General features: G+C 40.2%; 18 protein-coding genes. 10 read left to right on the forward strand and 8 right to left on the reverse strand.

Annotated features, from left to right (window positions below):
- Nucleotides 1-3 precede the first annotated feature (3 nt).
- The 3 genes from CH365_RS06285 to CH365_RS06295 form a co-directional block, all read right to left on the reverse strand.
- Entirely contained in the window at nt 4-3,198 is a 3,195-nt protein-coding gene (locus CH365_RS06285; protein ID WP_100767733.1) for a SpoIIE family protein phosphatase, read from the reverse strand.
- Nucleotides 3,199-3,419: 221 nt separating this feature from the next.
- Nucleotides 3,420-4,310: a hypothetical protein gene (locus tag CH365_RS06290; RefSeq protein WP_100767877.1), complete on the reverse strand. Its 891-nt coding sequence runs from the start codon at nt 4,308-4,310 to the stop codon at nt 3,420-3,422.
- 32 nt (nt 4,311-4,342) lie between these two features.
- Nucleotides 4,343-7,528, reverse strand: coding sequence for a SpoIIE family protein phosphatase (locus CH365_RS06295; protein WP_100767734.1), 3,186 nt, complete (start codon nt 7,526-7,528; stop codon nt 4,343-4,345).
- A gap of 186 nt (nt 7,529-7,714) precedes the next feature.
- Here CH365_RS06295 and CH365_RS06300 point away from each other — a divergent pair, with 186 nt between their 5' ends.
- Both CH365_RS06300 and CH365_RS06305 read left to right on the forward strand, forming a co-directional pair.
- On the forward strand, nt 7,715-9,025 hold the full coding sequence (locus tag CH365_RS06300; protein WP_100767735.1) for a dicarboxylate/amino acid:cation symporter: 1,311 nt from the start codon (nt 7,715-7,717) through the stop codon (nt 9,023-9,025).
- Complete coding sequence (locus CH365_RS06305; RefSeq protein WP_100767736.1) at nt 9,022-10,347, forward strand: MATE family efflux transporter; 1,326 nt, start codon at nt 9,022-9,024, stop codon at nt 10,345-10,347. Before CH365_RS06300 ends, CH365_RS06305 begins: the two co-directional genes overlap by 4 nt.
- Here CH365_RS06305 and CH365_RS06310 read toward each other — a convergent pair.
- Both CH365_RS06310 and CH365_RS06315 read right to left on the reverse strand, forming a co-directional pair.
- The gene (locus tag CH365_RS06310; RefSeq protein ID WP_100767737.1) at nt 10,340-11,785 is read right to left on the reverse strand and encodes a Vgb family protein; all 1,446 of its coding nucleotides are present in this window, start codon (nt 11,783-11,785) and stop codon (nt 10,340-10,342) included. The genes CH365_RS06305 and CH365_RS06310 overlap by 8 nt on opposite strands.
- Nucleotides 11,782-12,726: a site-2 protease family protein gene (locus CH365_RS06315; protein ID WP_100767738.1), complete on the reverse strand. Its 945-nt coding sequence runs from the start codon at nt 12,724-12,726 to the stop codon at nt 11,782-11,784. Before CH365_RS06315 ends, CH365_RS06310 begins: the two co-directional genes overlap by 4 nt.
- 152 nt (nt 12,727-12,878) lie before the next feature.
- On the opposite strand from CH365_RS06315, the gene cysE reads away from it, so the two are divergent.
- Complete coding sequence (gene cysE / locus CH365_RS06320; RefSeq protein ID WP_100767739.1) at nt 12,879-13,592, forward strand: serine O-acetyltransferase; 714 nt, start codon at nt 12,879-12,881, stop codon at nt 13,590-13,592.
- A gap of 87 nt (nt 13,593-13,679) precedes the next feature.
- Nucleotides 13,680-13,946: a hypothetical protein gene (locus CH365_RS06325; RefSeq protein WP_100767740.1), complete on the forward strand. Its 267-nt coding sequence runs from the start codon at nt 13,680-13,682 to the stop codon at nt 13,944-13,946.
- A gap of 54 nt (nt 13,947-14,000) precedes the next feature.
- Here CH365_RS06325 and mpl36 read toward each other — a convergent pair whose 3' ends face one another.
- Complete coding sequence (mpl36, locus tag CH365_RS06330) at nt 14,001-14,903, reverse strand: RlpA family plasminogen-binding lipoprotein MPL36 (RefSeq protein ID WP_100767741.1); 903 nt, start codon at nt 14,901-14,903, stop codon at nt 14,001-14,003.
- Nucleotides 14,904-15,006: 103 nt separating this feature from the next.
- On the opposite strand from mpl36, the gene CH365_RS06335 reads away from it, so the two are divergent.
- The gene (locus CH365_RS06335) at nt 15,007-15,915 is read left to right on the forward strand and encodes a tetratricopeptide repeat protein (protein ID WP_100767742.1); all 909 of its coding nucleotides are present in this window, start codon (nt 15,007-15,009) and stop codon (nt 15,913-15,915) included.
- A gap of 85 nt (nt 15,916-16,000) precedes the next feature.
- Entirely contained in the window at nt 16,001-16,891 is an 891-nt protein-coding gene (locus CH365_RS06340; protein ID WP_244283014.1) for a tetratricopeptide repeat protein, read from the forward strand.
- Here the strand turns inward: CH365_RS06340 and folP are convergent.
- A complete protein-coding gene (gene folP / locus CH365_RS06345; protein ID WP_425268538.1) occupies nt 16,879-17,793 on the reverse strand; it encodes a dihydropteroate synthase in 915 nt (304 codons plus the stop codon). The genes CH365_RS06340 and folP overlap by 13 nt on opposite strands.
- Nucleotides 17,794-17,844: 51 nt before the next feature.
- Here folP and CH365_RS06350 point away from each other — a divergent pair, with 51 nt between their 5' ends.
- From CH365_RS06350 to CH365_RS06365, 4 genes are read left to right on the forward strand one after another with little or no spacing between them, the layout of a single operon-like run.
- A complete protein-coding gene (locus CH365_RS06350) occupies nt 17,845-19,923 on the forward strand; it encodes an OmpA family protein (protein ID WP_100767744.1) in 2,079 nt (692 codons plus the stop codon).
- 11 nt (nt 19,924-19,934) lie between these two features.
- Entirely contained in the window at nt 19,935-21,089 is a 1,155-nt protein-coding gene (locus CH365_RS06355) for a DUF1577 domain-containing protein (RefSeq protein WP_100767745.1), read from the forward strand.
- A 5-nt stretch (nt 21,090-21,094) separates the two neighbouring features.
- Nucleotides 21,095-22,417: a histidine--tRNA ligase gene (gene hisS / locus CH365_RS06360; RefSeq protein ID WP_100767746.1), complete on the forward strand. Its 1,323-nt coding sequence runs from the start codon at nt 21,095-21,097 to the stop codon at nt 22,415-22,417.
- 52 nt (nt 22,418-22,469) lie between these two features.
- Complete coding sequence (locus CH365_RS06365) at nt 22,470-22,982, forward strand: phosphatase PAP2 family protein (protein WP_100767879.1); 513 nt, start codon at nt 22,470-22,472, stop codon at nt 22,980-22,982.
- On the opposite strand, the gene CH365_RS06370 is transcribed toward CH365_RS06365, so the two are convergent.
- A complete protein-coding gene (locus CH365_RS06370) occupies nt 22,929-24,098 on the reverse strand; it encodes a Re/Si-specific NAD(P)(+) transhydrogenase subunit alpha (protein WP_100767747.1) in 1,170 nt (389 codons plus the stop codon). The genes CH365_RS06365 and CH365_RS06370 overlap by 54 nt on opposite strands.
- Between the last annotated feature and the right edge of the window lie 55 nt (nt 24,099-24,153).

A 24,153-nucleotide genomic window follows, 5' to 3' on the forward strand; every position in this document is an offset into this window, starting at 1 on the left:
CTATTAAGAAGCTTTTCTATCTCTTTCGATCAATCTAACTAATTTCTGTGCATTCTCGTCTTCTGGATCCTTCTCCAGAGCTAAATGAGCATATTCCAAAGCTAATTCGAATTGTTCCGTCTGACGGTATAAGTCGGAAAGATTGATAAGATTCATGGAATTGTCCGGTTGGAGCTCTTCCATTCTCTTCGCAGCCAAGATAGCTTCGTCCATTCTTCCGATCCTGCGATTCGCCAAAGAAAGATAATACCAGTATTCAACCAAATCAGGGTCCGATCCTAAATACTTATTCAGGACTTCTACTGCCTTTCCGTAATTCTTACCTTTAAAGCTAAGAAGTCCAAGTAATTTGGTCACTTTTGTGTTTTGAGGATCTGATTTGTACAAGCCTTCAAGGGCACCGAGAGCCTCGCTCAAACGGCCGCCCATATAATCTTCTTTTGCTTTTTTGTAGATGAACTTCCAATCGAAAGGATCTGAGATTTCATCTTCTTTTCCGTTTTTTTCCGGAGAAACAACAGGAGAATATTCCAACTTGAGAAGAGATAAGTCGTCCGTTAGCTCACCTACTTTTAGTAGCTCTTCCTCTATTCTTTCCAGATCACCTTGGCCTTTTTCTACCATTTGTAAGAAGAGCATTTCATCTTCATTGATGGTGCGGACCTCTTTTTCAGGAGTGAGATCTAAGTCGTCCTTACCGTCCGAACCGACTATCAATACATCGCCAGGTTCTAATCTTCCGGAATGGACCTTAAACTCGTATTCTGAATCCAATCCTATTTTTCTAAGAGTAAGCCCAGTTTCTAAGAACCCGGCTCTTCCATCTCTATACATTACAGAGAATGGGTGCTCCGCATTGAAATACCAGAACTTACCTGTCTCATCTTCTATCACGATAAAAGTTCCAGAGATTACCATGGATCCATTGAATGATTTGAAAACGGATTGCATCTCTTTATAAATTTCGGTTAACCATTCCGTAGGAGTGGTATCCATTACTCTGTCGTTCGCAGCGGACCTTGCAAGGATCGAGTTAACCACAACCCCCATAACAAGAGAGCCTCCTGCTCCCTGCATAGATTTACCCATTGCATCTCCATTCATCGCGAAAGTATAACGTTTATAATCGTTCTCCTTTCCCAAACGAAGATTTCCAGTAACACAAAGGTCCCCACCCAAGTCCGCATGTTTGCCTTTGAACTCGAATTTTTTCTTTTGGCGAAGAATAAACTCTGTGCTTACCTTTGGAGATTTGTTAGCATTATAAAAAAGTGGTTTTGCTAATAAAGAAGTTAAGAAATAGTCCCCGTCTTGCTGAACTTTCAGACGTTGGAGTTCCTCCATTTTTTCGGAAAGTTCTCTCGTTCTTTCTCGTACCTTTGTAGCCAAGTGCTCAGCGTAATCTTGGAGTTCTCCCCTCGCTTTTCGGATAGAAGTCACCATGTTATTGAATGAGTCGGATAAAAACCCGATCTCATCTTTTAAGTCCACTTTTACCTCAACGTCTAAGGCGCCCAAGTTTACTTTTTCTACCCCTGACAAAAGCCTGTTTAACGGAGTGATCAAACTTTGTCGGAAGAATAGAGGGAATATGAAAAATACAACTACCAAAACCAAACCTAAAATCAGGGTCTGTTTAGCTGCAGTTGGGTGCATAAATTCTCTATATTTGCGGTAAGAATAACCTACCTCACTAACCACATCCTTCTTCACATCATAATGGATATATGTTACAAAATGTTGGTGTTCATCCAAACTTTTCCTGTAATGGCGGTACAATGCAGGCTGGAATGGACGGAAATATAAAAGTATTTCTGCCTTTAAATGACCGATCAGCAGATCTTTCTCATCAAAAGTGCAAGTTCCGTCTTTTTCTTTCCATTTTTGAAGAAGATGTTCTTTAAACGGAATGACCCCTTTATTCCCGACACCTTTCAGATAATTTCTTCCATCAACGCAAAAATCTTTGGGGAAGATATAATCCAGTTTGTTAGAAGTTACAAAGACTGCGGTGTTTAAAGTATTTAGGTGATCGAATAATTTTGTTTTTAATTCTTTTCCTTCCAGATTCGGATTATCATCCAAAAACTTCAGGATAGCTGCCTTATATCCGCTGAAATATTCATGAGTATCTTTCAGGGTCTTTTTAGCGGAATTTCTAAAACCTTCTTCCGCTAAAAGTTTCATGTGTTCGAAGATAATCGTATTTTTAAAGTCTATCTCTAGTTGAGGAAGTCTCAGATCGTATTGATTATCATAGCGAGAATAATCCACATTTTTGGATCCACCTTCCCACTGAACGATATATTGCATTTCAGGGATTTGTTTTCCACCTTCTAAAGCCCTTGCCATGTTCACGATACTTTTGGTATCATATTCGGCTTCCTTATCCTGGTTGGAAATGAATACCAATGCCTGCATGATCAACATCAAGGTCACAAAAGTAATCCCTACGATCTTTACCATGAAGGTGGTTTTTTCTTCACTGAAGTTTAAGAAGATTACTAGGATCAAAAAGATTCCTAAGGTCATCAAAAGAACGATGGAAGTTAGATAGGTGGAACGCTCAATCCACCCGTCTCGACTCAGAATATTCGTAAGTGCAGGGACCACACCGCCTGCTAGAAGCGCCCCCATAAAACCGCCGATCGCAAACCGAATCCTTCCTTTTGTTTTGGTCATCCTATAGATCGGAATAATCAAAAAGGAGATCAGAACAAATAGACCAATCAAAACTGCGATAATGGAAGAAGCTTTTTCCGCATTAAAGTCCCAGTGGTGAGCGGTGAAGTGATATTTTCGAGGAGAACTCAGAGTAACGTAATAAAAGTATGAGATCCCAATAGCAGCGACTACATACATCCCGATCGTAAGATTTCTGTTCACTTTGGGATTTGCATGCCCCGGATAACGTGCTAAAAATTGGCCTAAGTGAATTAGAGCAGGCAGAATAAATCCAACGGTCAACCATCTATGATAGGCAGCGATTGGGTTGTATAAGAAAGCAGCGAAAAAATATCCGGAGCAGAAGAAGGAGAAAAATAGAGCTCCAAGCGCGAGATGCATTGTACTTGAAGATTTTTCTTTCAAAAAAAGGAAGAACAAGGAAGTACATAAGAAGGCTAGGATTGATAATAAACTTCCGAAAGAATAATAGTTCAGTAGAACGTCGTTTTGTAAGATTGAAAAAATTTCCATGCGAGCAAAAGAGAATCGATCCTAACTTCGATTTGGTGGATCGAATTCGGCCGGTCCAGAATACTTATAATCCGGCCTTTGGCCGGGTTTCAAGAGCTTGGCCAATGGCCATGCTCTTATAAATGGATTATATAAAAGCCGGAACCGATCAGATCAAATCAAAAAAGAAATCCGTTTAGAATTCACCATTTTGTATAACGAATGCAATATAAAAATCAAGCTTAAAGTTTTTCTATGTCTTGGATTTTCATAAAGGAAGTCGGAGGATAAACGGTGTATGGCCCAGGTTCCACCCAACCCTGTAGGATTTTATTCCAATCTTTTCTCTGAATCTTATTTAAAATCTTAAAAACTAGTTCTGTATTCAGCATTTCTGAAGAAGCCACAAGCTTCAGAAAAGATTTATAACCTTCGTAGCCCAATTCTTTGTGAATTATAAACTGAGTGCGGACCGACTTAGAATAGAACCAAAGCCCCAAATTAGGATTGGATAGATGAAAATCCTTTGAAAGAGGAAGATCATTTTTAGGAATCGCTTCGGTCAGATTCCATTCTTCTACTATGGATTGTAATTCGTCCGAATCCAATTTCAAATAACCTCTTTTGGACAAAAGGTAAGGCAAATATGAAACGATCCCTTCGCTTAACCAAGAAGGTTCTGTAAAATAATAATGTCCCAACTCATGCAAAAGTAAAGCAGGGTAACCAGGAGGAACGAGACCCAATTCCATAAATATCCCGAGTTCTTTTCCCAACTCCCCGGACACATTATTATATCCTCCTACTCTGGTTCCGTTCAGAAACACTGTGTCTTTTAAGACCAATCGTATCTTATCTTTTTCAGCGGAAGGAAGAGTTTTGAATATAGGAGAAGAAGCCTGATGGAATGGGATTCCGAGATAAGACTCATACGCGTCCAAGATCTTTTTTGTTTTTTCGAAAGCGTATTTATCCCATTCTTTCAGTTCGGTCTCATTTCGGACTGCTAATTTAATTTCTCCTCCTTTTAATCTAAAGGAGAAGTTTGACTCATTCGTTTTAGAGGACTTCTTACTTTGAGAAAGAAGCGGAAGGACGGAAATGAAAAATGCGGAAATTATTCCGATCCGCATCCATAAAGTTAACTTAGGGAGAAAAGCCCTGATCAACGATCTCTCTCTATCAAACGGATCAGCTTATGAGCGTTTTCGTTCCCCGGCTCTTTTTGTAATACTTTTCGAGCATATTCTTCCGCTCTATCATACATTTCCATGAGCCGATAGATATCTGATAAATTGATCATATTGGAAATATTGTTTGGATCGATTTCCAGAAGTTTCAAGCTCGCGGTTAAGGCCTGATCATACTTACCCATCTTCTTGTTTGCTATAGAAAGATAGAACCAATACTCATGAAGATCCGGATCCGTTCCTAGATAGTTATTCAAAACTTCCACAGCAGTGTTATAGTCTTTGCCTTTAAAGCTTAGAAGTCCCAAAAGTTTGTTCAATCTTAGGTTGGCACTATCGTGCATATATCCCGTTTTCAGAAGGTCTAACGCTTCGTCCAAACGTCCAGTTTTGTACATCTTCTTAGCATCCTCGTAGACCGAATCTGTATTTAATGCCTTGTCGATATGGTCCGAGGATTCGAAAATTTCTTCGATCTCGTCGCTTTTAGGTTCTCCTTGGAACTCTATTTTTAGAAGAGAAAGGTCGTCTGTAAGCTCTCCTATTTTGCGGATCTCCGTCTCTATATCTTCCAGATTCGCTTTTGCTGTTTCCACATGACGAAGGAATAACATCTCATCTTCGTTGATGGTACGGATAGTTTCCTCTGGAGTTAGGTCCACATCATCCCTACCGTCCGAGCCAAGGATAATAATATCACCTTTTTTGAGTTGAAAACTTCTTACTTTAAACTCGAACTCCGAATCCAGACCTAATTTTCTGAGAGTCAGTCCATCTTCGATAAAACTTGCCTTTCCATCTCTATACAATACCGAATAAGGGTGTTCCGCATTAAAGTACCAACACTTTCCAGTTTCATCTTCTATCAGATAAAGAGAAGCAGAGATGACCATCGATCCGTTGAATGATTTGAATACGGAATGGATCTCATTATAAATTTCAGTTAACCATTGCTCAGGAGTCGCATCCAGAATTCTGTTGTTAGCTGCAGAGCGAGCAAGAATAGAGTTCATCACAACCCCCATTACCAATGCACCGCCGGCCCCTTGCATGGATTTACCCATTGCATCCCCGTTCATGGAAAGAGTATAACGTTTGAATGAATCTGGACGTCCTAATCTAAGATTTCCGGTAACGCAGATGTCCCCGCCCAGGTCTGAATGTTTTCCCCTGAACTCGAATTGTTTCTTTTGGCGAATGATAAAATCTGTAGAAACCAATTTAGATTTGTTCGCGTTGTAGAAGAGAGGTTTTGCCAATAAGGAAGTTAAGAAATAATCTCCATCTTGTTGCACTTTGAGGCGTTGGACTTCTTCCATTTTTTCCTGAACTTCTCTAGTTCTTTCACGAACTTTTTCTTCCAGGTTTTCGGCGTAATCTTGGAGTTCTCGTCTGGCTTGCTTGATAGAAGCCACCATCGCATTAAATGAGTCTGCCAAGAATCCGATCTCGTCTCGGACCTTGACTGGAACCACTACATCCAGATCCCCCTTGTTTACCTTCTCCACACCTGAAAGTAGGCTATTCAAAGGATCCACTAAACTGTTTTTGAAGAAGAGTGGAAACAACGCTAGAACGATAAAGATTACCGCGAGTAAGATGCCGGTTTGTTTTACCGCAGTCGGGTGCATGAAGTCTCTATATAATCTATAAGAGAATCCGACCTCACTCATCTGTTGTTTCTCAGGTTGGAATTTCATGAAGGCAACGTAGTGCCCTGTTCCATCCTTGCTTCTTCTGTAGTGACGGGTTTCGCTCGGTTTAAAATATCTGAAATATTTTAGGACTTCGGAACGGATCTGCGCTTGGTCTAAATCCTTTCCATCCCAAAGACAATCTTCGGACCAATGGGAGAAAATTTCTTCCTTAAAGCCGAACTCTGAATCTCCTAAAGCATTTACGAAGTCTCTTCCCTTTTTACAGAAAGATCCTCCTACAATTGCCTCGAGTCTATTCGTAGAAACGAAAGCCCGTTTGTTCCATTGCTCTGCACTTGCTAAGATAAGTTTTTTGAGTTCTGCATCGGAGAGATCTTGTTTATCTTCCAATAATTTTTGGATGAAACGTTTATAACCGCCAAAATATGTATGGGTTCGGTCCAGAATGGAATTTAAGGATTTTCTAAATCCTTCTTCCTTTAAATTGCGGATCTCTTCGTAAGTTGTAACGTTCTGTAAGTCTGCCTCTATCTGTTTGAGGTCTAATTCTTTGTTAGGATCGTATTCGGAAGAATTCAAACTTTCCTTGGAGTCATCCCAATGGAAAGCATACTCTATATCTCCGGATTTTACACCATTCTCCAAAGCCCTTTCAATATTCACCATACGCAAACTATCATATTCTGCGTCTTTTTCCTGGCTAGAGATATAAACCAGAGCCTGCATGATCAAACAAATCGTGAAGAGTGTAATCCCCACGATCTTAACCATGAAGGTAGTTCGTTCGGCACTATTATTGATGAATGCGATTACTAAGAACGAGAACGCAGTCAAGAATAGAATTACGTTCGAAGTCATGTACGTAGAACGTTCCATCACTCCGTCTCGGCTGAGAATATTCGAGATATTCGGATAAATTGCTGCGATCAAAAATCCAATAGTGAACATGAGAAGAGCGATCCTTCTCTTGTCCTTTGTGATAACGACTCTCCAAGTAGGTATAATAATAAAACCTACGATGGAGAATATTCCAATCACCAATGCAAGATAGCGGCTTGCATCAAACGCATTAAAGTCCCAATGGTGAGCAGTGAAGTGATAGATCTTCTCTGAAATATAAGTGAAGTATACAAACAAACTTACGGTGATCACTGAAACAGAATGTTCAGCCATCAAAACCCATTTTGCTATACGTTGGTTGCTGTTCCCAGGAAACCTAAGTAGGAATTGGGTAAAGTGAGCAAGAGCAAATAGAATGAATCCACCAGTCATCCAACGGTGATATGCTGCGATTGGATGATATAAAAACGCTGCTAAGAAGTATCCAGTCTCGAATACACCTAATAGCATAAAGCCAATCCCAAGATGAGTGGTAGCTATTGTCCTATTCTTTAGGGTAAGAAAGAAAATCCCGAGGAATATGGTGGTCAAAGTGACCAATAAACTTCCAAATGAATAATAATTAAAAAGGACAAGGTCCCAAGAAATCGGATTTAACCCCATAAACTCCTGTAGGCACTCGGATGCCGGATGATCGAAACTGCCTTCAAACCGAAATTTTTATTTTTAGTTTACCGCTTCCAGAATACATCTTTAGGATCGGTAAAAAATCGGCTAAAGCCTTCACTATCATTTTGAAAAGGGAAAAATCAATAGAAAAATAAGAATACGACTCCTATTCTGTCGAGTATGTCCGTCGAGTCGAACCGAAACCTTCCGAATGTTATTCGTTTTCTTCCTTTAGAAAAACTCTGGTTTAGAGTTTTGTTAGGTTTGGTATCCGGACTTTTAGCAGGTCTGTATCTGAGTCCTGAAAATTCGTTGGTAGCCCAAGAATATTCCAAGCCTATTGTTTCTTGGTTAGGGCTTCCAGGTCATTTTTTCCTGATCTTACTGCAGATCATTATGATTCCTTTGGTCTTTTGTTCCATCGTTCTAGGGATTCATGCTGGGGAAACTCTGGAAAATCTGAAAAGTTTCGGATTAAAAGCATTTTTATACTTCGTATTTACCACAATATTAGCCGTATCGATCGGAATAATATTAGCAAGTACAATCAAGCCAGGAAGTTTCGTAGATCCTGCGGGAATTCCAAGAGTGCAGGTCCCTAACAAAGTATCTGAAACTTCGGGCAATGTTTCCATAGAAAAAGTCCCTGAATTAATTCTTTCCGTTCTTCCTAGAAACCCGTTTCAAACATTCGCAAATGGAGATATGTTAGGAGTAGTTTTACTCGCGCTGTTAGTCGGGATTGCAATTCTTTCTATAGAACAACAAAGCGCTGCGTATGTTCTACCTGTATTCCAAGCTGTATTTAAAACCAGTATGATATTCGTACAATGGGCAATGAAGATCGCACCCTTTGCAGTTTTCGGACTCATCGCACAAATCACTGCAAAGATAGGACTCAAAGTTTTACTCAGCCTGGGAGTTTATTTTCTCACGGTACTCGGTGGTTTAGTTTTAGTACTGATTATGTATTCAATCATACTGGTGCTTGTCGCAAGGAAAAGCCCAGTATGGTTTTTTAAACAAGCGGGCGAAGTACAACTACTTGCATTCTCTACTTCTAGCTCGGCTGCAGTTCTCCCTTTTTCATTAAAGACAGGGATCGAGAAGATGGGTGTCTCTCGAAAGATCGCAGAATTCATTCTACCTTTGGGAGCCACAGTGAATATGGACGGGACGGCACTTTACCAAGCGGTCGCCACAGTATTCTTAGCTCAAGTGTATGGGATAGAATTAACGGCGACCAATCTTGCATTCGTACTCATCGCAACTGTAGTTGCTTCGATCGGAACTCCGAGTACTCCAGGACTTGGTATTGTGATCCTTGCATCTATTTTAGCCGGCGTAGGAATTCCTACAGAAGGAATCGGTATTATTTTGGGAGTGGATCGCATTTTGGATATGTGTAGAACCACCGTAAATGTCACAGGAGACTTAGTTGCCTGCAATGTTTTCCAAAGTATAGAAGATAAGAAACGACCGAGTAATTGAGTCTTCTCTTGGAAAAAAAATTTCTCACACTTACTTTCTTTAATATAATCGCAAATCTGACTGTTCCATTGACGAGCTTTGCGGATGTCGCAGTCCTCGGTCAGTTGGAATCTCATACATTCGTAGCTGGAGTCGCACTCGCCAACGTACTATTCGATTATTTGTTCTGGGGATTTTCTTTCTTAAGAATGAGCACCACAGGTCTTACTGCCCAGGCAGAAGGAAACGAAGATAGTAAAGAATCCTTTCAAATACTTTTAAGATCTCTGATTCTCGGCGTGGGAATCGGTGTGCTAATTTTATTTGCTAACAGCTATTTAGAAAAATTCGGGTTTTCCGTTTTAGAAGGCGAGAAGGAAGTAAAATCCGCAGGCGAAGAATATTTCAAATCCAGGATCATCAGCGCACCCGCAACACTTTGTAACTTTGTACTCACAGGTTGGTTTTTAGGAAGATCCAAAAGTGCTACCGTTTTAGTAGCAACTGTCATCGCAAACGTTGTCAATATAGGACTGAATATTTGGTTCATTCTATTTTTGGATTGGAAAGCATATGGTGCAGGAATTGCGACTTCTATCAGCCAATACTTAATGTGTGCATTCTTTCTTGTTCTATTATTCAAAGAGAAGGACCGATTTCTTCAAGTTTATCATAAGATCCAAATCTTCTCTCTGAAAGGATATACATCTCTTCTATCTTTGAATTCGGATATAATGATCCGAACCTTACTTTTGATCACCACGTTCAGTTTGTTCCGAAATTACAGCTCCGGTTTAGGTTCTGAAACTTTAGCTGCAAATGCAATTCTTCACCAATTGATCTTGGTCGGAGCCTTTTGGATAGATGGTGCTGCAATTGCAATGGAAACTGTTGCTGGAACTCTTAAAGGAAATAATAACTCGGAAGGTTTAAAAAAGATCTTAAAGATGGCTCTTCTATCAGGATTTGTGATCTCTCTATTCTTTTGCATTTTGATCCTTCTTCCTTCCGAAATTTTATTCGAACTATTCAGTAAATCTAAACCGGTTGTAGTTCTTGCGAAAGAATACGGCTATTGGATCGCGCCGGTTTTGCTCTTCGGATCTTTTGCATTCATATTCGATGGTTTTTTCTTAGGAATCTCTGAAGGAAGAATTCTAAGGAATTCGATGATTGTTAGTTCTATCGTATTTTTCTTTCCGATCGCTTATTGGGGAAAAATCCAAAACAACAATCATATTCTCTGGTTCTCACTCTCTTCCTATATGTTAGGAAGAGCGATCACTCTCGGAATTGTTGCTTACAAAAGATATTTTTTGGTCCGACAAGAATCTTTCAGTTAGAAGATAGATCAGTTCCTTTAGGAAGAAGTGTAACTTCTATCTCTGCAGGAAGTGGTTTCCAAATTTCAGAGTCCTTTGCCTTGAATAAAATAGGAGAAGGTAAAGCGGCCCAAGCCTCGCTACGAAATAGGTCCACCATATCTTCTGACTTTTGGTAAGCACGAGAAGATTCTATCTTCTCAGGTTTTACACTGGCCAAAGGAACCCAACCAAAACTTGGAATATAAATGTCCAAAGTATCTTTGAAAGAAGGATTCGAAGATCCGGAAAATACTAAACTCCTCACAGGACGAACGGGCAAACCTGAATCCAGCAGAGATTTTTTCAGACTATCCCAATCGGAACGGAATAATCTCGCGTCGAAAATTTTATCCAAGAAAAAATTCCCCGCCTTCTCCTTTACTGAAACACGATTTTTGGTAAATGCGCCCAGGTCAGTAGGGATCTCTTCCTTCTTCTTTAAAAAATCGTCTAAAACGTAATATCTGACGTTAGTAGTTCTTGCTTCGAAATGATATTCTAAAGTTTGGGGGCCTTTTGGGTCGTCTATTCCTAATTTTTTAGACAGAGCCCGAACTCCCATCACCATATCCCCTTTAAATTTAGGATCTTTGGTTTTTAGATTTCGTATCCTTTGGTGTTCTGTCGTAGGAGGAGGAAGTAATCCAAGAGCCCCACCTACTAATGTAGCTTCATCCAAAGAATATTTGATCTTTACGTTGATGAGATAAGTAGCCTCTCCGGAAGCGAGAAAGCGATCCGTTTCTACAAAGGAGATCTTTTTGACTTCTCGGGTAGTTCTATCTACAACATAAATTCTACTGCCAAGTATTGCGATTCCCCGAATGTCCTTGGAAGGAGAACGAATAGATCCAGTGATCTTTCCGCTGGTAGGATCATATCTATATACGTTTCCATCGGAAGAATCCGTGATCCAAAGACTGTCTCTTGCAAAACAAATATCTTTCGGTTCCGATCTATCCGTTAGGAAACCGCCGAAAAAACTTTGTGTCCCTTTATCATAAACGGAAACCTTTCCTGTATCCGAATCCAGGATATATAGGTAATTTTGAAAATTCGCGATCCCACCTATTTTGTCGATTGGAACCTGTATTCTTTCCGTAACTCCGCCGGTATTCGGCTCTACCTTCAGAACGATCCTTTTACTAGCTACGAAAAGTTTTCCTTCTCTCGGATCAAAATTTAATCCCGCAATGAATGGGATCCCTAAATTGAAAGCTTCTTGTCTGCCGCTTGGATCCACACGAATGATTGCTCTTCTTTTGCTGTCAGCGAACCAGAAATTTGTTCCGTCGTAAGAAAGACCGTAAGGATTCTCGGTCAATTGAATATCTACGTCACCTTCTTCTTGAGAATGGATAGAAAGGGAGATTATCAGAAAAAGTAGGATGAAAATTTTTATGATCAGTTTTCTCATTTTGAAAATACTTCGAGTAGAATATTCCAGAGGTCCTCTCCTAAACTGTTCTTTGCTCCGGAAGAGGAAACCACAGTGATCGGAGAGATCGGAAAAATCAGTAGGAAGGATAATAACATACCCCAGCCAAATATCTTTCTAAATTTGCCAATTGGATAAGAAGCATCCGGCACAAAAGGATGTTCTACTCTGATAAAGTAATAGATGAGCAATCCCCATAAGATCCACGAATAATTCCAAATGGAGAGCAAAAGAAATGCGGAAAACAAATAGTAAATCCACTTTCTATAACCTTCTCCTGCCAATGAATATACAATATGTCCTCCATCCAATTGACCGAAAGGTAAAAGATTTAATGCAGTGATCAGAAGTCCTACCCAGCCTGCAAAAGCCAAAGGATTGTATTCCACAGTAAATAGTGAAGAGTCAAAGGGACCTAAAATTTTCTGAGACAATATATAAGTGAGAATGCTATCCCCAAAATGAATATCCACCAATCCAGGATGAGCTTGTAATGTTGCGGCTCTTTCTGCGAGAGAAACTAATTGTGAATTATATAATCCGATCACAAGGCAGGGAATAGAAAGTACCAAACTCATTGCGGGTCCCCAAATCCCGATATCGAATAATTGGATCTTATTTCGAATCGGCTCCTTGATACGGATCACAGCACCCATTGTTCCTACAGGAGAAAATGGAACCGGCAAAAAATACGGAAGAGTTGCCTTGATTCCATAATATCTGGCAGCGAAGTAATGCCCCATCTCATGGCAAAAAAGAATTCCAAGAAGAGAAAAAGAGTAAGGAGTTCTGATCCGAAAGATCTCTGAAATTGTCGCAGAGTTTAAATACGGAATCCTGAATATATCATCCTGAAAGGTTAAGGTAAAAAAAGTTAGAACGAAAAGAAGTACGTTCCATCCGTAAGTCGGTCTGTTCAATTTTTTAGACTGTTTTCCTTTGGATTCCGACTTAAGTAATCTCTCAAAATGATTCCTCCTTTACATACCGGCGTACGATTTCAGGTTTATTCCTAACTATATATAACATTATTCTTCTATCGACCGTCTATATGAAGAACCGGGATAAACATTTGTTCGAGAATATCAAAGCGATTAAAAAAAACGACCCTGCAGCCAAGTCCTATTTGGAAGTCATTCTTTGTTATCCGGGTTTACACGCGCTTTGGTTCCATTCTCTGGCTCATTCTTTATATAAGATCAAAGTTCCCCTATTTCCCAGAATGATCAATACTTTCGCTCGATTTTTGACTGGGATAGACATTCACCCGGGCGCAAAAATTGAACCAGGGATCTTCATAGATCATGGCCAAGGAGTCGTCATAGGAGAAACCGCTGAAATAGCAAAAGGTTGCTTGATATTACAAGGTGTGACCTTGGGCGGAACCGGTAAAGAAAGCGGTAAACGACATCCCACTTTAAAAGAAAATGTGGTGGTCGGAGCCGGAGCAAAAATTTTAGGAAATATAGTGATAGAGCATAATGTCCGAATCGGTGCAGGTTCCGTAGTTCTGAGAGACGTTCCTGCAGATTGTACGGTTGTAGGCGTTCCCGGAAAAGTAGTTCGTTCCAAGGTAGATTTCGGAAAAGAAGGAGAAAGAATGCTGGATCACGGAGAACTTCCGGACCCGGTTGCCCGAGTTTTCTCCATTCTGGTAGAAAAGATAGATACCTTGCAAAAAGAAGTGAATGAACTATACGCAAAATCCAATCTCGAAGAGAAAAAATCCGCTACAAAAAATGAAGACGATGAGCTAAACGAGTTCATCCATGGCGGCGGGATCTAAATTCCGGAAAGATTTTTTTTGACAAACTGACCTTCTTTCAAATCCTTTGGGCTATTATTCGTTAGCCGCCTTTGCGGCCGAGGGTTTATGAAGTCGAAGATAAGTACATTTTTTCTCGTTTGTTTTTCTACAATCTTACTCTACTCATTTTCCGATTGTGGAATTTTAGTGGATCATGAAGATGTTTGCGCGAATGATTTGAAAAACTATGATGATTGTTTTACTATCCTATTAGTTGCAGATCCTGCCTGCGGGCAAGGAACAGGCACTTGTCTTCCTGCTTATGTTCAGCTGGCTAAAACAATTTGCGGAAGCAGAATGAAAACTAAAGGTTGTAGAGCGCATAGGGATTAAATAAAAAAGCCTCCAATATCGGAGGCTTTCTCTTTCAGAGACCGAATGAGAGTTTTATTTTTTAGGGATAAAACAATCCACTCCGTCTTCTTTCAATTTGGATTTTAGAAGGTCCGCTTTTGCACGGTCCATAAAATCGCCCATTTGAAGAACGAACATACCGTCTCTTTCGAAAAGATATACTTTCTCACCGTATTCGGCAGAAAGATTTTTTCTGTAGTCCTCAGCGAGTCTGCTGTTTCTGAAAACTCCCACTTGGACTGTTTGCCCTTTCGGGGCTCCCTTTACTAAAGTGGCCGGAGTCACAGCTTTTTTAGGAGTAAGTCTTTCCGGTTTGTTCTCTTTCAGAAGAGCTTCTTCATCTTCCAGACCTTCCATGTCTTCGGACTCTGCTGCTCCACCTTTACTAACTACAATAAGACCAACTCTTGCAATTCCTACATCTTTGAATTCTAAGTTCTCTGCTGCTTTTTCAGAAAGATCTATGATCCTATCTTTAACGAAAGGTCCACGATCGTTTACTTTTACTAAAACTTCTTTATCGTTTTCCAGGTTTTTGACTCGAACCACTGAACCTAAAGGAAGGCTAGGGTGAGCAGCAGTCAGTTTTGTTTTATCGAAAATTTCTCCGCTCGCAGTTGGCTTGCCGTGAAATTTAGGACCGTACCAGGAAGAATATCCGACCTCGTCGAATTCTCCTGTAGAACCCGATTGTTGTCTGGAAGGTGTAGTGGCTTTTACTGGTTTGTTATCCGCGAGAAGATCATCCAATCCTCTGGAAGCGGAAGAATTCTTAGCCAATACCAAATCTCTTTTGGACTCTTGGTCCATAGGAACGATTTCTTTTTCAAAAAATATTTCGGAAGGATCTCCGGACGCGCTGATGCTCCTTCTGGTTTCGGAAGAAGCGCAAGCGGTAACAGTTATCAATGCGAAGATAGCGGCTATCTGTTTCATTTCGGACCTCTGTCTTTCTATGTTTTATTTTCGGAGGTTTTTGACTTTTACCTGAAGTTTTTTTCAGGTTGTTTTCTGGTGAATTTTAGTCGATATTTCGGACATGACCGAGGCCGATATCAAACGAAAGTTCAACGAGGCTTTAAAACTCGAAAAAGAAGGGAAAATCTCCCAGGCTGCCAAGGTATATTCTGAAATTTTGGGAATGAACCCTAAGTTCCAAAAGGCCTATCTGAATCTAGGGGCCCTCTACTCTCGGACCGGCGACTCAGAGAAGGCGATCAAGACCTACCAAAAAGCTTTAGAACTTGGAAAAACTACAGAACTTTATTATAACCTTGGAGTAGAACTTTACAGGCTCGGAAGTTTGGATGCCGCAGTTAAGGCTCTCAAAAGTTCTTTGGAGTTGAATAAAAAATATCTAAACTCTCATCTACTTCTTGCTTATTGTTATAAACAATTAGATCGCCCGGACAAGTCCGAGTTGTATCTCAAGAATGCGATCAAATTAGATCCCAAAAATAAAACCGCTTATGCTGCTCTTGCTACTATCTATTTCGATACAGAAAAATGGGAACAAGCATTAGCAGCTGCAAACGTAGCAATCCAGATAAACCCGAATGATCCTAGAATGGAAATCCTGATGACGGAAATCCATGTTAAACTAGGAAATTATAAACAATCCTTTGAAACTCTGAAGAAGGTAACTACAACCGCACAAGGATTTGTTCAGTTTAACGACTCAATTAAGGCTGCAAAACAAAAGCCTAAACCGGAAGAGAAAGTTTTCTTTGATAATCTGGAAGTTCTAACAAGAAAGAAATTGGACGAATTTAAGGACAAACTCACTCTTTCAAAAGAAAATCCTCAGGATTTCGAGGCACCAGAGGCACAGGACGCGCTTGATCTTTCACTTATGTATCTATTTCATGGAGATACAGAGCGAGCATTAAAGTATTTATTGTATGCACAGAAAAACTTACAGGAAAATCCCGCTTCTGAGACAGGTTAATCTCTTTCTTCTCATTTTACTTTCCCTATTATCCTTTTCTTGTTTATATCCAATCCGAAACAATGAACAGATCGAAAACGATCCGATGTTTTTGTATCTCCCTGCAACCGATTATACAAGGGAGAAAGTTGACTCCGTAAAAAGTCCCTGGGAAGCAAAATCCCATAGAGGAAAAGCAATCCTTGCCCCCGATAAAAACAATCTGGGAATTTTATTCGTAAGATTCTCCCTCATTGATGATGCCGAGGAAGAATTTCTAAATGCACAAAAACTTCTTTCGAATAATCCAACTCCCGCACTCAATCTATTACGTTTATATTATCTAGTAGATGATATTTCAGAAGCCAAAAAATTCCTGGAAAGATTCCTAAAACAATCAGCTCCGATCGAACGTAAAAAATTCGAAAACCTTCTAATTGAAGCCCAGAGAGACGAGGAGTTAGTCATTTTTAGAGACGCACTTTCTACTATTCCTGGCCAAGAGATTTACGCATGGGAAGGATTAGCGGAGTATTTTTTCTCCAAACAAGAATGGTCCAAAAGTTATTATTATTTGGAGAAGGTACTACAACAAAGTCCATTCCATAAAACTGCAAGGGGCCTTATGTTGAAGATGGCCCATATCTTAGAAAAATGGGACGATGTTCTAGTCTTCGGACTTAGTTTGAGTGGAACCGGTGAAAGGATACCCGAATTAGAATATTATATCGCTCACGCGTATTTCGAGAAGAGAAGATATTCGGAAGCTTTAGATTGGCTTCAAAAGGCACCTGAATCCGAAAAAGAATCTTTGGTGTTTTTAGAATTATGGAAACTTTCTCTACTTTCCAAAAATCCTAAAGCGGATGTTTCTCCTTTACTACCTTATTTTAGAAAATTAAAATCCAAAGGACTTCAATTCACTGAAGAAGAATTTTTTCCTACTCTCACTCCGGAAGGAAAAGAAGCGATGGATAGAATTCGTTACGGACGATAAGAGCTTGTCCCAAAAGGTCCAGGCTCTTGAAGCCCGCGTTGCGGACTATAAACTCCGTGAGACATCTCCCAGGTTTTCATAGCTAATAAAAAAGATCTTGGAGAATGCGTTCTGATCATAGGAACTCCTTTAGACCAAAGATAGGTCTCTGAGATCGCAGTCGGGACTACTCTGTCTTCAACCGGCAAACCGCCTAAAGCATTTCCTAAAAAAGATTTTTTAGTAACCGAAACCATTAGGTTCGGAAATTCCGAAAGTATATCCTTGATTTTGGATAGAATAGCAAAACTTACCTTATAATCCGGACTTAAAAAAAATCCCATGCCGGGATCTAAAATTAACCGATCAGCCAGTCCTAATCTTTCGAAAGTTTTTGTCCTTTCTCTAAAAAATTCCAGAGCTAAAGGTACAACTGTCTCCGGTTTCAAATCTGAAAATTCGGATGCCTTGATGGAATGGTCTTGAGAGAACATGGCCACGTACTTTGTGGATTGTCTGTTTACGCCTTTTAGCAAATCCAAACTTTCAGGATCCATGAAACCTCGGATATTATTGATATAATCTACACCTATTTCCAATGCCTTTCGGATGACGTAAGGCCGGAATGTATCTACTGAGATTGCAACATTCTCTTTTTTTAGCTCGGAAATGATCTCTTTCATTCTATCCCATTCTAATTCTTCGGAAATAGGTTCCGCTTTTACGTTGGAAGACTGTGCCCCGATATCGATCACATCTGCTCCTTCTTCCATTAGAGATTTTGCCTTGGCTAAAGCCAGGTCCTCTTGTAGGTATTTTCCCCCATCCGAAAAAGAGTCGTTGGTTATGTTCAAAACCCCGAATAGCGTCGGTTTTGGGGGAAAAATTTCTTCCTGGGTTCTGTTCGGAAGGTCGGATTCCATCTTAGTTTCCATCTTGATACTTGGGGACTTTGTTCCGATACTAAATACAAGATGTTTTTTTACAATCAAGGAAAAGGACTCGTTATAAAACGAAATCATTTTCTAAGCTCCCTCCTTGCCGGGGCTCTTCTGTTTTTTTTATTTTCCTGGGATGGATCCGCACAACCTGTTCCCACACTCTTGGAAAGAAATTTCGGGTCTCCTTTAAATACACAGAACGTAGAATACAATCCGATCATTAGTCCTGACGGAAGATATCTGATCTTCCAATCCAATCGTCCTGGCGGAGAAGGAGAGATGGACATCTGGCTTTCCGAAAACGCAAATTACAAAAAAAGGGACGGAGAAGCTGATTGGAAAAAGCCGGTTAACCTGAACCAGGACATCTGGGAGCAGAATAAAAAGGAACTCCCTTCCGGAGAAAAAAAATCCAAATTATTCAACACAGATAAGTACGAAGGTGGGATCTCTATTCGTTTCGACGAATTCGGAAATCCCGAGGAAATTTTCCTCACTTCTATCCGGAATGTAAAAGCGGATAGAGAAGGTTTTGACGCATTAGATATTTATTATACTAAACGAGATGAAAAAACAAGACGTTGGAGCGATCTGATCGGGATTTCCGAGATCAATTCCAATTGGACTGAAAAGATGCCTGCTGTTTCTCCGGATGGAAAATATCTTATCTTCTCTTCCGATCGTCCTGGTGGTTATGGAGAATATGATCTTTGGGTGAGTTACAGAAATCTCTCTACTGGTGCTTGGTCTAGTCCAATCAACTTAGGATCGGAAATCAATTCAAAGGCCAGTGAAATTCTTCCTTATATTCATCCGGATGGAGAACAGTTATTCTTCTCTTCTAATAGAGAGAATGATCGCAAAAAGTTTTCTTTATATCGCAGCTTCTTAAATCTTCCAGGAAATTCAGATACGGAAGATGCCGAAGATAAACTTACAATTTCTAAAACGAATCTTCCTCATCCAGTTCCTGAAACAGGAAGTTTAGAAAAACTACCTCATCCTTTCAATTTAGATGGTTCAGAAGGAATAGACTCGGAAGGAATTTCTTTCGATCACGAAGGCCTATGGGCCTATATTTCTTCCAATAGAAATGGGGGACAGGGCCAATACGATATTTATAGATTCCAGGTCCCTGAAAATCTCAGGAATTCCTATGATGTATCCTTCCAAGGATTGGTTCTGGATGGCTCCGAGGCCACAATGATAGGTTTGGATGCTACTATCAAAATTTCCGATAGTGTAGGTCCTTCTAGAACCATTACCTCCAGAAGAATAGGCGGAGATCTTTCTAAAGGAAATCCTACTAATTTTAAAACCGTTTTAAAAACAGGAAGATTGTATAAAGTAGAAATTTCTTCCCCCGGTTTTTATCCCACTGAGGACAAGCTCGACTTACGTGGAAACGTAGAGAGAAATAAAAAAGTTTATAAGACCTATGTTCTTCTTCCTATCAAGGATGAAGAAAAAGGTAAGATCGTTAGCACAGGTGACGGAGATAAAGGAAAGGGACTTAATGTGGTAGTTGTGGATGCTACTACTAAAGAGCCAATCGCTGGAGCGAGCGCTACAGTTTTTACTCCTAAGAATAGACAGGGAGAAATCTTAAAATACAACAGTTTGTCAAAAAATTTCCATATCGAGTTGATTCCCGACACTGATTTTGAGATCTTTGCAAAGGCTGAGAAATATATTTCCGAAAGTGTTAATATCTTGAAGAAAGATATTAAATCCGGTTCCACAATTTCTATCGCTTTAAGGAAAGATTCGGAAGTCCCAGCTGTTTTAAGTACTAAACTCTATTTTGAATTCAATAAGACCGAAGTAACTGACGCACATCGCAAGCAACTTGATCTGATTGTAGACTATCTCAAGAAGAATCCGTCGGATAAAATAGAGATTGGGGGCCATACTGATAATATAGCTTCCAAAGAATATAATACTCGCTTAAGCGGGAACAGAGCGCGGAAAGTTTTTGACTACGTTCGTAGCAAAGGAATCCAAGCTTCTAGGTTAAAAACCAGAGCTTATTGGTATTCCAGACCTGACGAAGATAACTCTACCGAAGACGGAAGAGCTAAAAACAGGAGGGTCGACTTCCGCAAGCTATAACAGGAGAGCAGATGGAAGTCGAGTACCGATCTTACCTACAATCACCAAGAATATGGGATACGATCCGGGATCCTCAGAAAGTCGGTTATATTCTGAAAGAGTACGTACATAACAACGGACTCTTTCTGAAAGAGAATCCCCTAAAACAAGAATTGCAAATCCTACAAACTACTCCAGAAGGAAAAATTTTCCTTAGGATCGATCCGGAATCTCTGAATGAAGAAGGGGAGATCACTGTTTACAAGACCTTAAGTAAACATATGGAAATCGGATTTAGAGTAGATTCGATCAATCATGAAGATGGAGTAGTGATCTGTTCTCCTGAATATGTAAGGATCGCCAAAGATGGCCGCATTCTTCCAAGAATTGAAGGCCTACAAGGTAAAGTGGTCGCTCATAGATTTCATATGCTCAAGAAAGAGCAGGATTCTACGAAAGTTCTGGGAACTTCGGGCCAAATCCTTCTGACCGACTTACACAAGAATATCTTATCCGAATACCCTTATTCCAGATTGGTATTTCCTTCGGGAAAAGAACTCAGCTTTGAACAGGAATTATCCAAACGTACCGGTAAAACCATCTTTGTAAAAGATGCGATTAGTATGGATCCTCTTTCTAAAGAAGAATCCAACGGTTTCAATATCCTGGATCTAAAACAAGAATTAGAAGAGGAGATGATCCTGGAAGATAGGACCAAAGTGTATCGTTCCGGGAAGATACAATCTTTTGCAATCTATCCGATCTATTACAAAGATCCTTCCGGACCTAAACTTGTTGCTTTAGGTTATGCGGAGACTAAGGATAGAATTTTAGATCCTGCTATCTTGAAAAAATACGCCGAATTAGAAGACGTGTTTAACGATAGGATAGAAGACTCCAACACTCTTGACGTTGATATCCGCCAAAACGTGATCAACGCTTCGGAAGGTGGAATTCTTTTGGAAGTAACCGAATCCCAGCTAGTCGAATCCTTTCTGCATAAACCTTTCTTTACTGCGGATATAACTTTTAAGATGCAAGCTCCACTGAGATTCGCGTTTAAAATCCGACATATTTCTCAAATCGGGGAAATTTACCTAGTCGGTGCAGAAATAGTTGGCTCCAATGATGCCAAGACGAATATGACTCTATTAAAGAAGAATTTAAGCTTCATTAAGAGCGTCTAAGAGACTTGGAAAAACAGAAAGCCTTTTTACCTACAGCCCCATACAAGGGGACGAGAGATTTTTATCCGGATGAAATGAGATTCCGAAATTGGATGTTTTCCGTAATGAGGAAGACAGTCCAATCTTTCGGCTACGAAGAATACGACGGCCCCATCCTAGAATCTTTCGAACTATATCTAGCAAAAAGCGGAGAAGAGATCGTACAAAGACAATTGTATGATTTTACGGACAAAGGAGATCGTCATGTTGCGATCCGTCCTGAAATGACTCCTACTCTGGCAAGAATGGTAGCTGGAGAAGTTAGAAATCTTGCCAAGCCGATCCGATGGTTTTCCATCCCGAACTTATGGAGATACGAACAACCTGGTAAAGGACGTTTACGAGAACATTGGCAACTAAATGTGGATCTGTTCGGAGTAAATTCCTATAGAGCAGAAGTAGAGATCATACTGATCGCAAATGCAATTTTAGAAAATTTTAAAGCTCCAAAAGGAAGTTATCAGATCAAGGTATCTCATAGAGGGATATTAGATTCCTTCTTGAACCAAACTCTGGCTTTAGCTCCCGAAAAGGCACACGCAGTTTCCAAACTTTTGGATAAAAAATCCAAGATCAGCAAAGAGGCTTTTGAAGAAGAGATCAAACCTCTGCTTTCCAATCCAGAAAAACAATTAACTCTCATCTACAAGTATCTAGATACTAATCTCCAAACAATCGGAGATTTAGAAGGGATAGATCCTTCTTCCGTTGAATTTATTCGGAACCTATTTTCGGATCTGGCATCATTGGGGATCAAAGACCAACTCGAATTCGATCCTTCTATCATCCGTGGTTTTGATTATTATACAGGTTGTATTTTCGAAGTATTTGATACCAATCCTGAAAACAGAAGATCCTTGTACGGCGGAGGAAGATACGACAACCTGATCGGATTATTCTCCAATGAACAACTTTCGGGGATCGGTTTCGGATTAGGAGATGTAACCTTCAAAAACTTTTTAGAAGGACATGGCCTGGTTCCGAAGGATCTGAATTCCAAAACTGCTGTTTTAATTCCCTTGATGGACGATAAAATTTTTCCTGAAGTTTTGAAACTTGCAGAAGAACTTAGGAAAGAAGGAATCGGAGTGGAAACAATGCTAGAGCCTGCAAAACTCGGCAAACAAATCCAGACGGCGGAAAAAAAAGGATATCGTTTCTTGATCTTCTTAGGAGAATCCGAACTCTCAGAAAACAAGGTTCAGTTAAAAGATATCGTTTCGGGAGAACAATCTTCTGTTTCCAGATCCGATCTAATCTCCATTTTACGGAAATCCTTACTTGGATAAGAACATATTGGAAAAATTATCCGCTTTCGAAAGAATAGATTATGCAATCGCGATGTTTATTCGCGAAAAAATCCATTCTCCAATTCTGAACAGAACTCTCTCCAGGATCAATCGTGGAGAGATCATGTTAGTTCTTATTCTACCGTATCTCGCTTACGCTGCATGGAAAGGAAGTCTACCTTATCCTTGGTGGATTGTAATTCCTTATGCAGGGCTTGTCGCCTATGCAAATGATCGTTTTGTTTTAGTATTAAAGAAGCTAATAGCTCGTAAAAGACCGCTAGTCACTGTAGCCGGAAAAGTGGATCAAAATCCGGATATGAAACATTCTTTTCCTTCCGCTCATGCATCTAATTCGATGACTGCAGCGTTAATCTTAGTGTTCTTGTTCGGTTTTCCGGAATGGTTTTTAGTGCTTAGTCTTTTGGCGGGGATTGGTAGATTATTATCTCTCCACCATTTTCCCTCCGATGTGCTCGGAGGGTGGTTGATAGGAACTTGTTTCGGAAGTTTAGGCCTTTTTCTTGGCCGCTGGCTTCTTCCCGTCTTGTTTGGAACCACCTAAGGCGTCCAAAGTCAGTTTGTGACGGATCTCTCCTTCATGAGTGATCGTCGTAGAAGCGATAACTTCGTCGTTTAAATCAAAGTTAATCTTCTTCTCTTTAACCAATAATTTCAGATAATTTAATATGTTTTTAGCAAACATTCTAGAAGCATCTGAAGGAAGAGAACCTGCAAGGTTTTGATGACCAACTACGGAAACTCCGTTTTTAGTTAAGACAACTTTGCCGTGTTGAGTATACTCGCAGTTTCCTCCGTTTGGAGAAGCAAGGTCGATTACTACAGAGCCGGCTTTCATTCTATCTACGATCTTTTTAGTGATAATGATCGGAGCTTTTCTTCCTGGAATCAAAGCTGTAGTGATGATCACATCCGCTTTAGCCGCGAATTTTTCGATCGCTTCTTGCTGGCGTTTTTTGTATTCTTCGGTTTGTTCTACAGCGTAACCGCCTGCAGCTGCAGAGTGGCTTGCACCTTCGACTTCTACGAATTTAGCGCCAAGAGATTGAACTTGTTCTTTTACTTCAGGACGAGTATCGAATACGTCTACTACCGCACCCAATCTTCTGGAGCTTGCAATTGCTTGTAAACCTGCAACACCAGCACCAATGATAAGCACGGAAGCAGGAGTGATTGTTCCAGCAGCGGTAGTTAACATTGGGAAGAATCTAGTCAAATAAGTAGAAGCTATGAGAACAGCTTTATATCCAGCAACAGTTGCTTGGGACGAAAGAACGTCCATAGACTGAGCACGAGTGATACGAGCGATCGCATCCAAACTCAATACTGTAACTTTCCCAGAAGCAAGCTTTTTGATTACCTGAGGATTAACCGCAGGTTGGAACATTCCTAAATAGAAGGCCCCTTTTTTAATCTTGGATAAACTTGCTCCATCCGCTAAGTGAATGCTCACAACTAGGTCGGATTTTTTCAGGATATCAGCGCGAGATTGAATGGACGCGCCGGCTTTTTTATAATCTTCGTCAGAGAAATAAGAACCTTCTCCAGCGCCCTTTTCGATGATAACAGAAGCACCGATTTTTTTTAAGGCGTCGACTACGTCCGGGGTAACGGCTACCCTAGTTTCTTCCTTAGCTTCTTTTAAAACTCCGATATTCATACAGCCTACTCGAAACTCAATTTTTCGGTTAAATTCCCTGATAGGGGAAAAGTAG

Source organism: Leptospira neocaledonica (assembly GCF_002812205.1).
In the GTDB taxonomy this organism is placed as follows: Bacteria; Spirochaetota; Leptospiria; order Leptospirales; family Leptospiraceae; genus Leptospira_B; species Leptospira_B neocaledonica.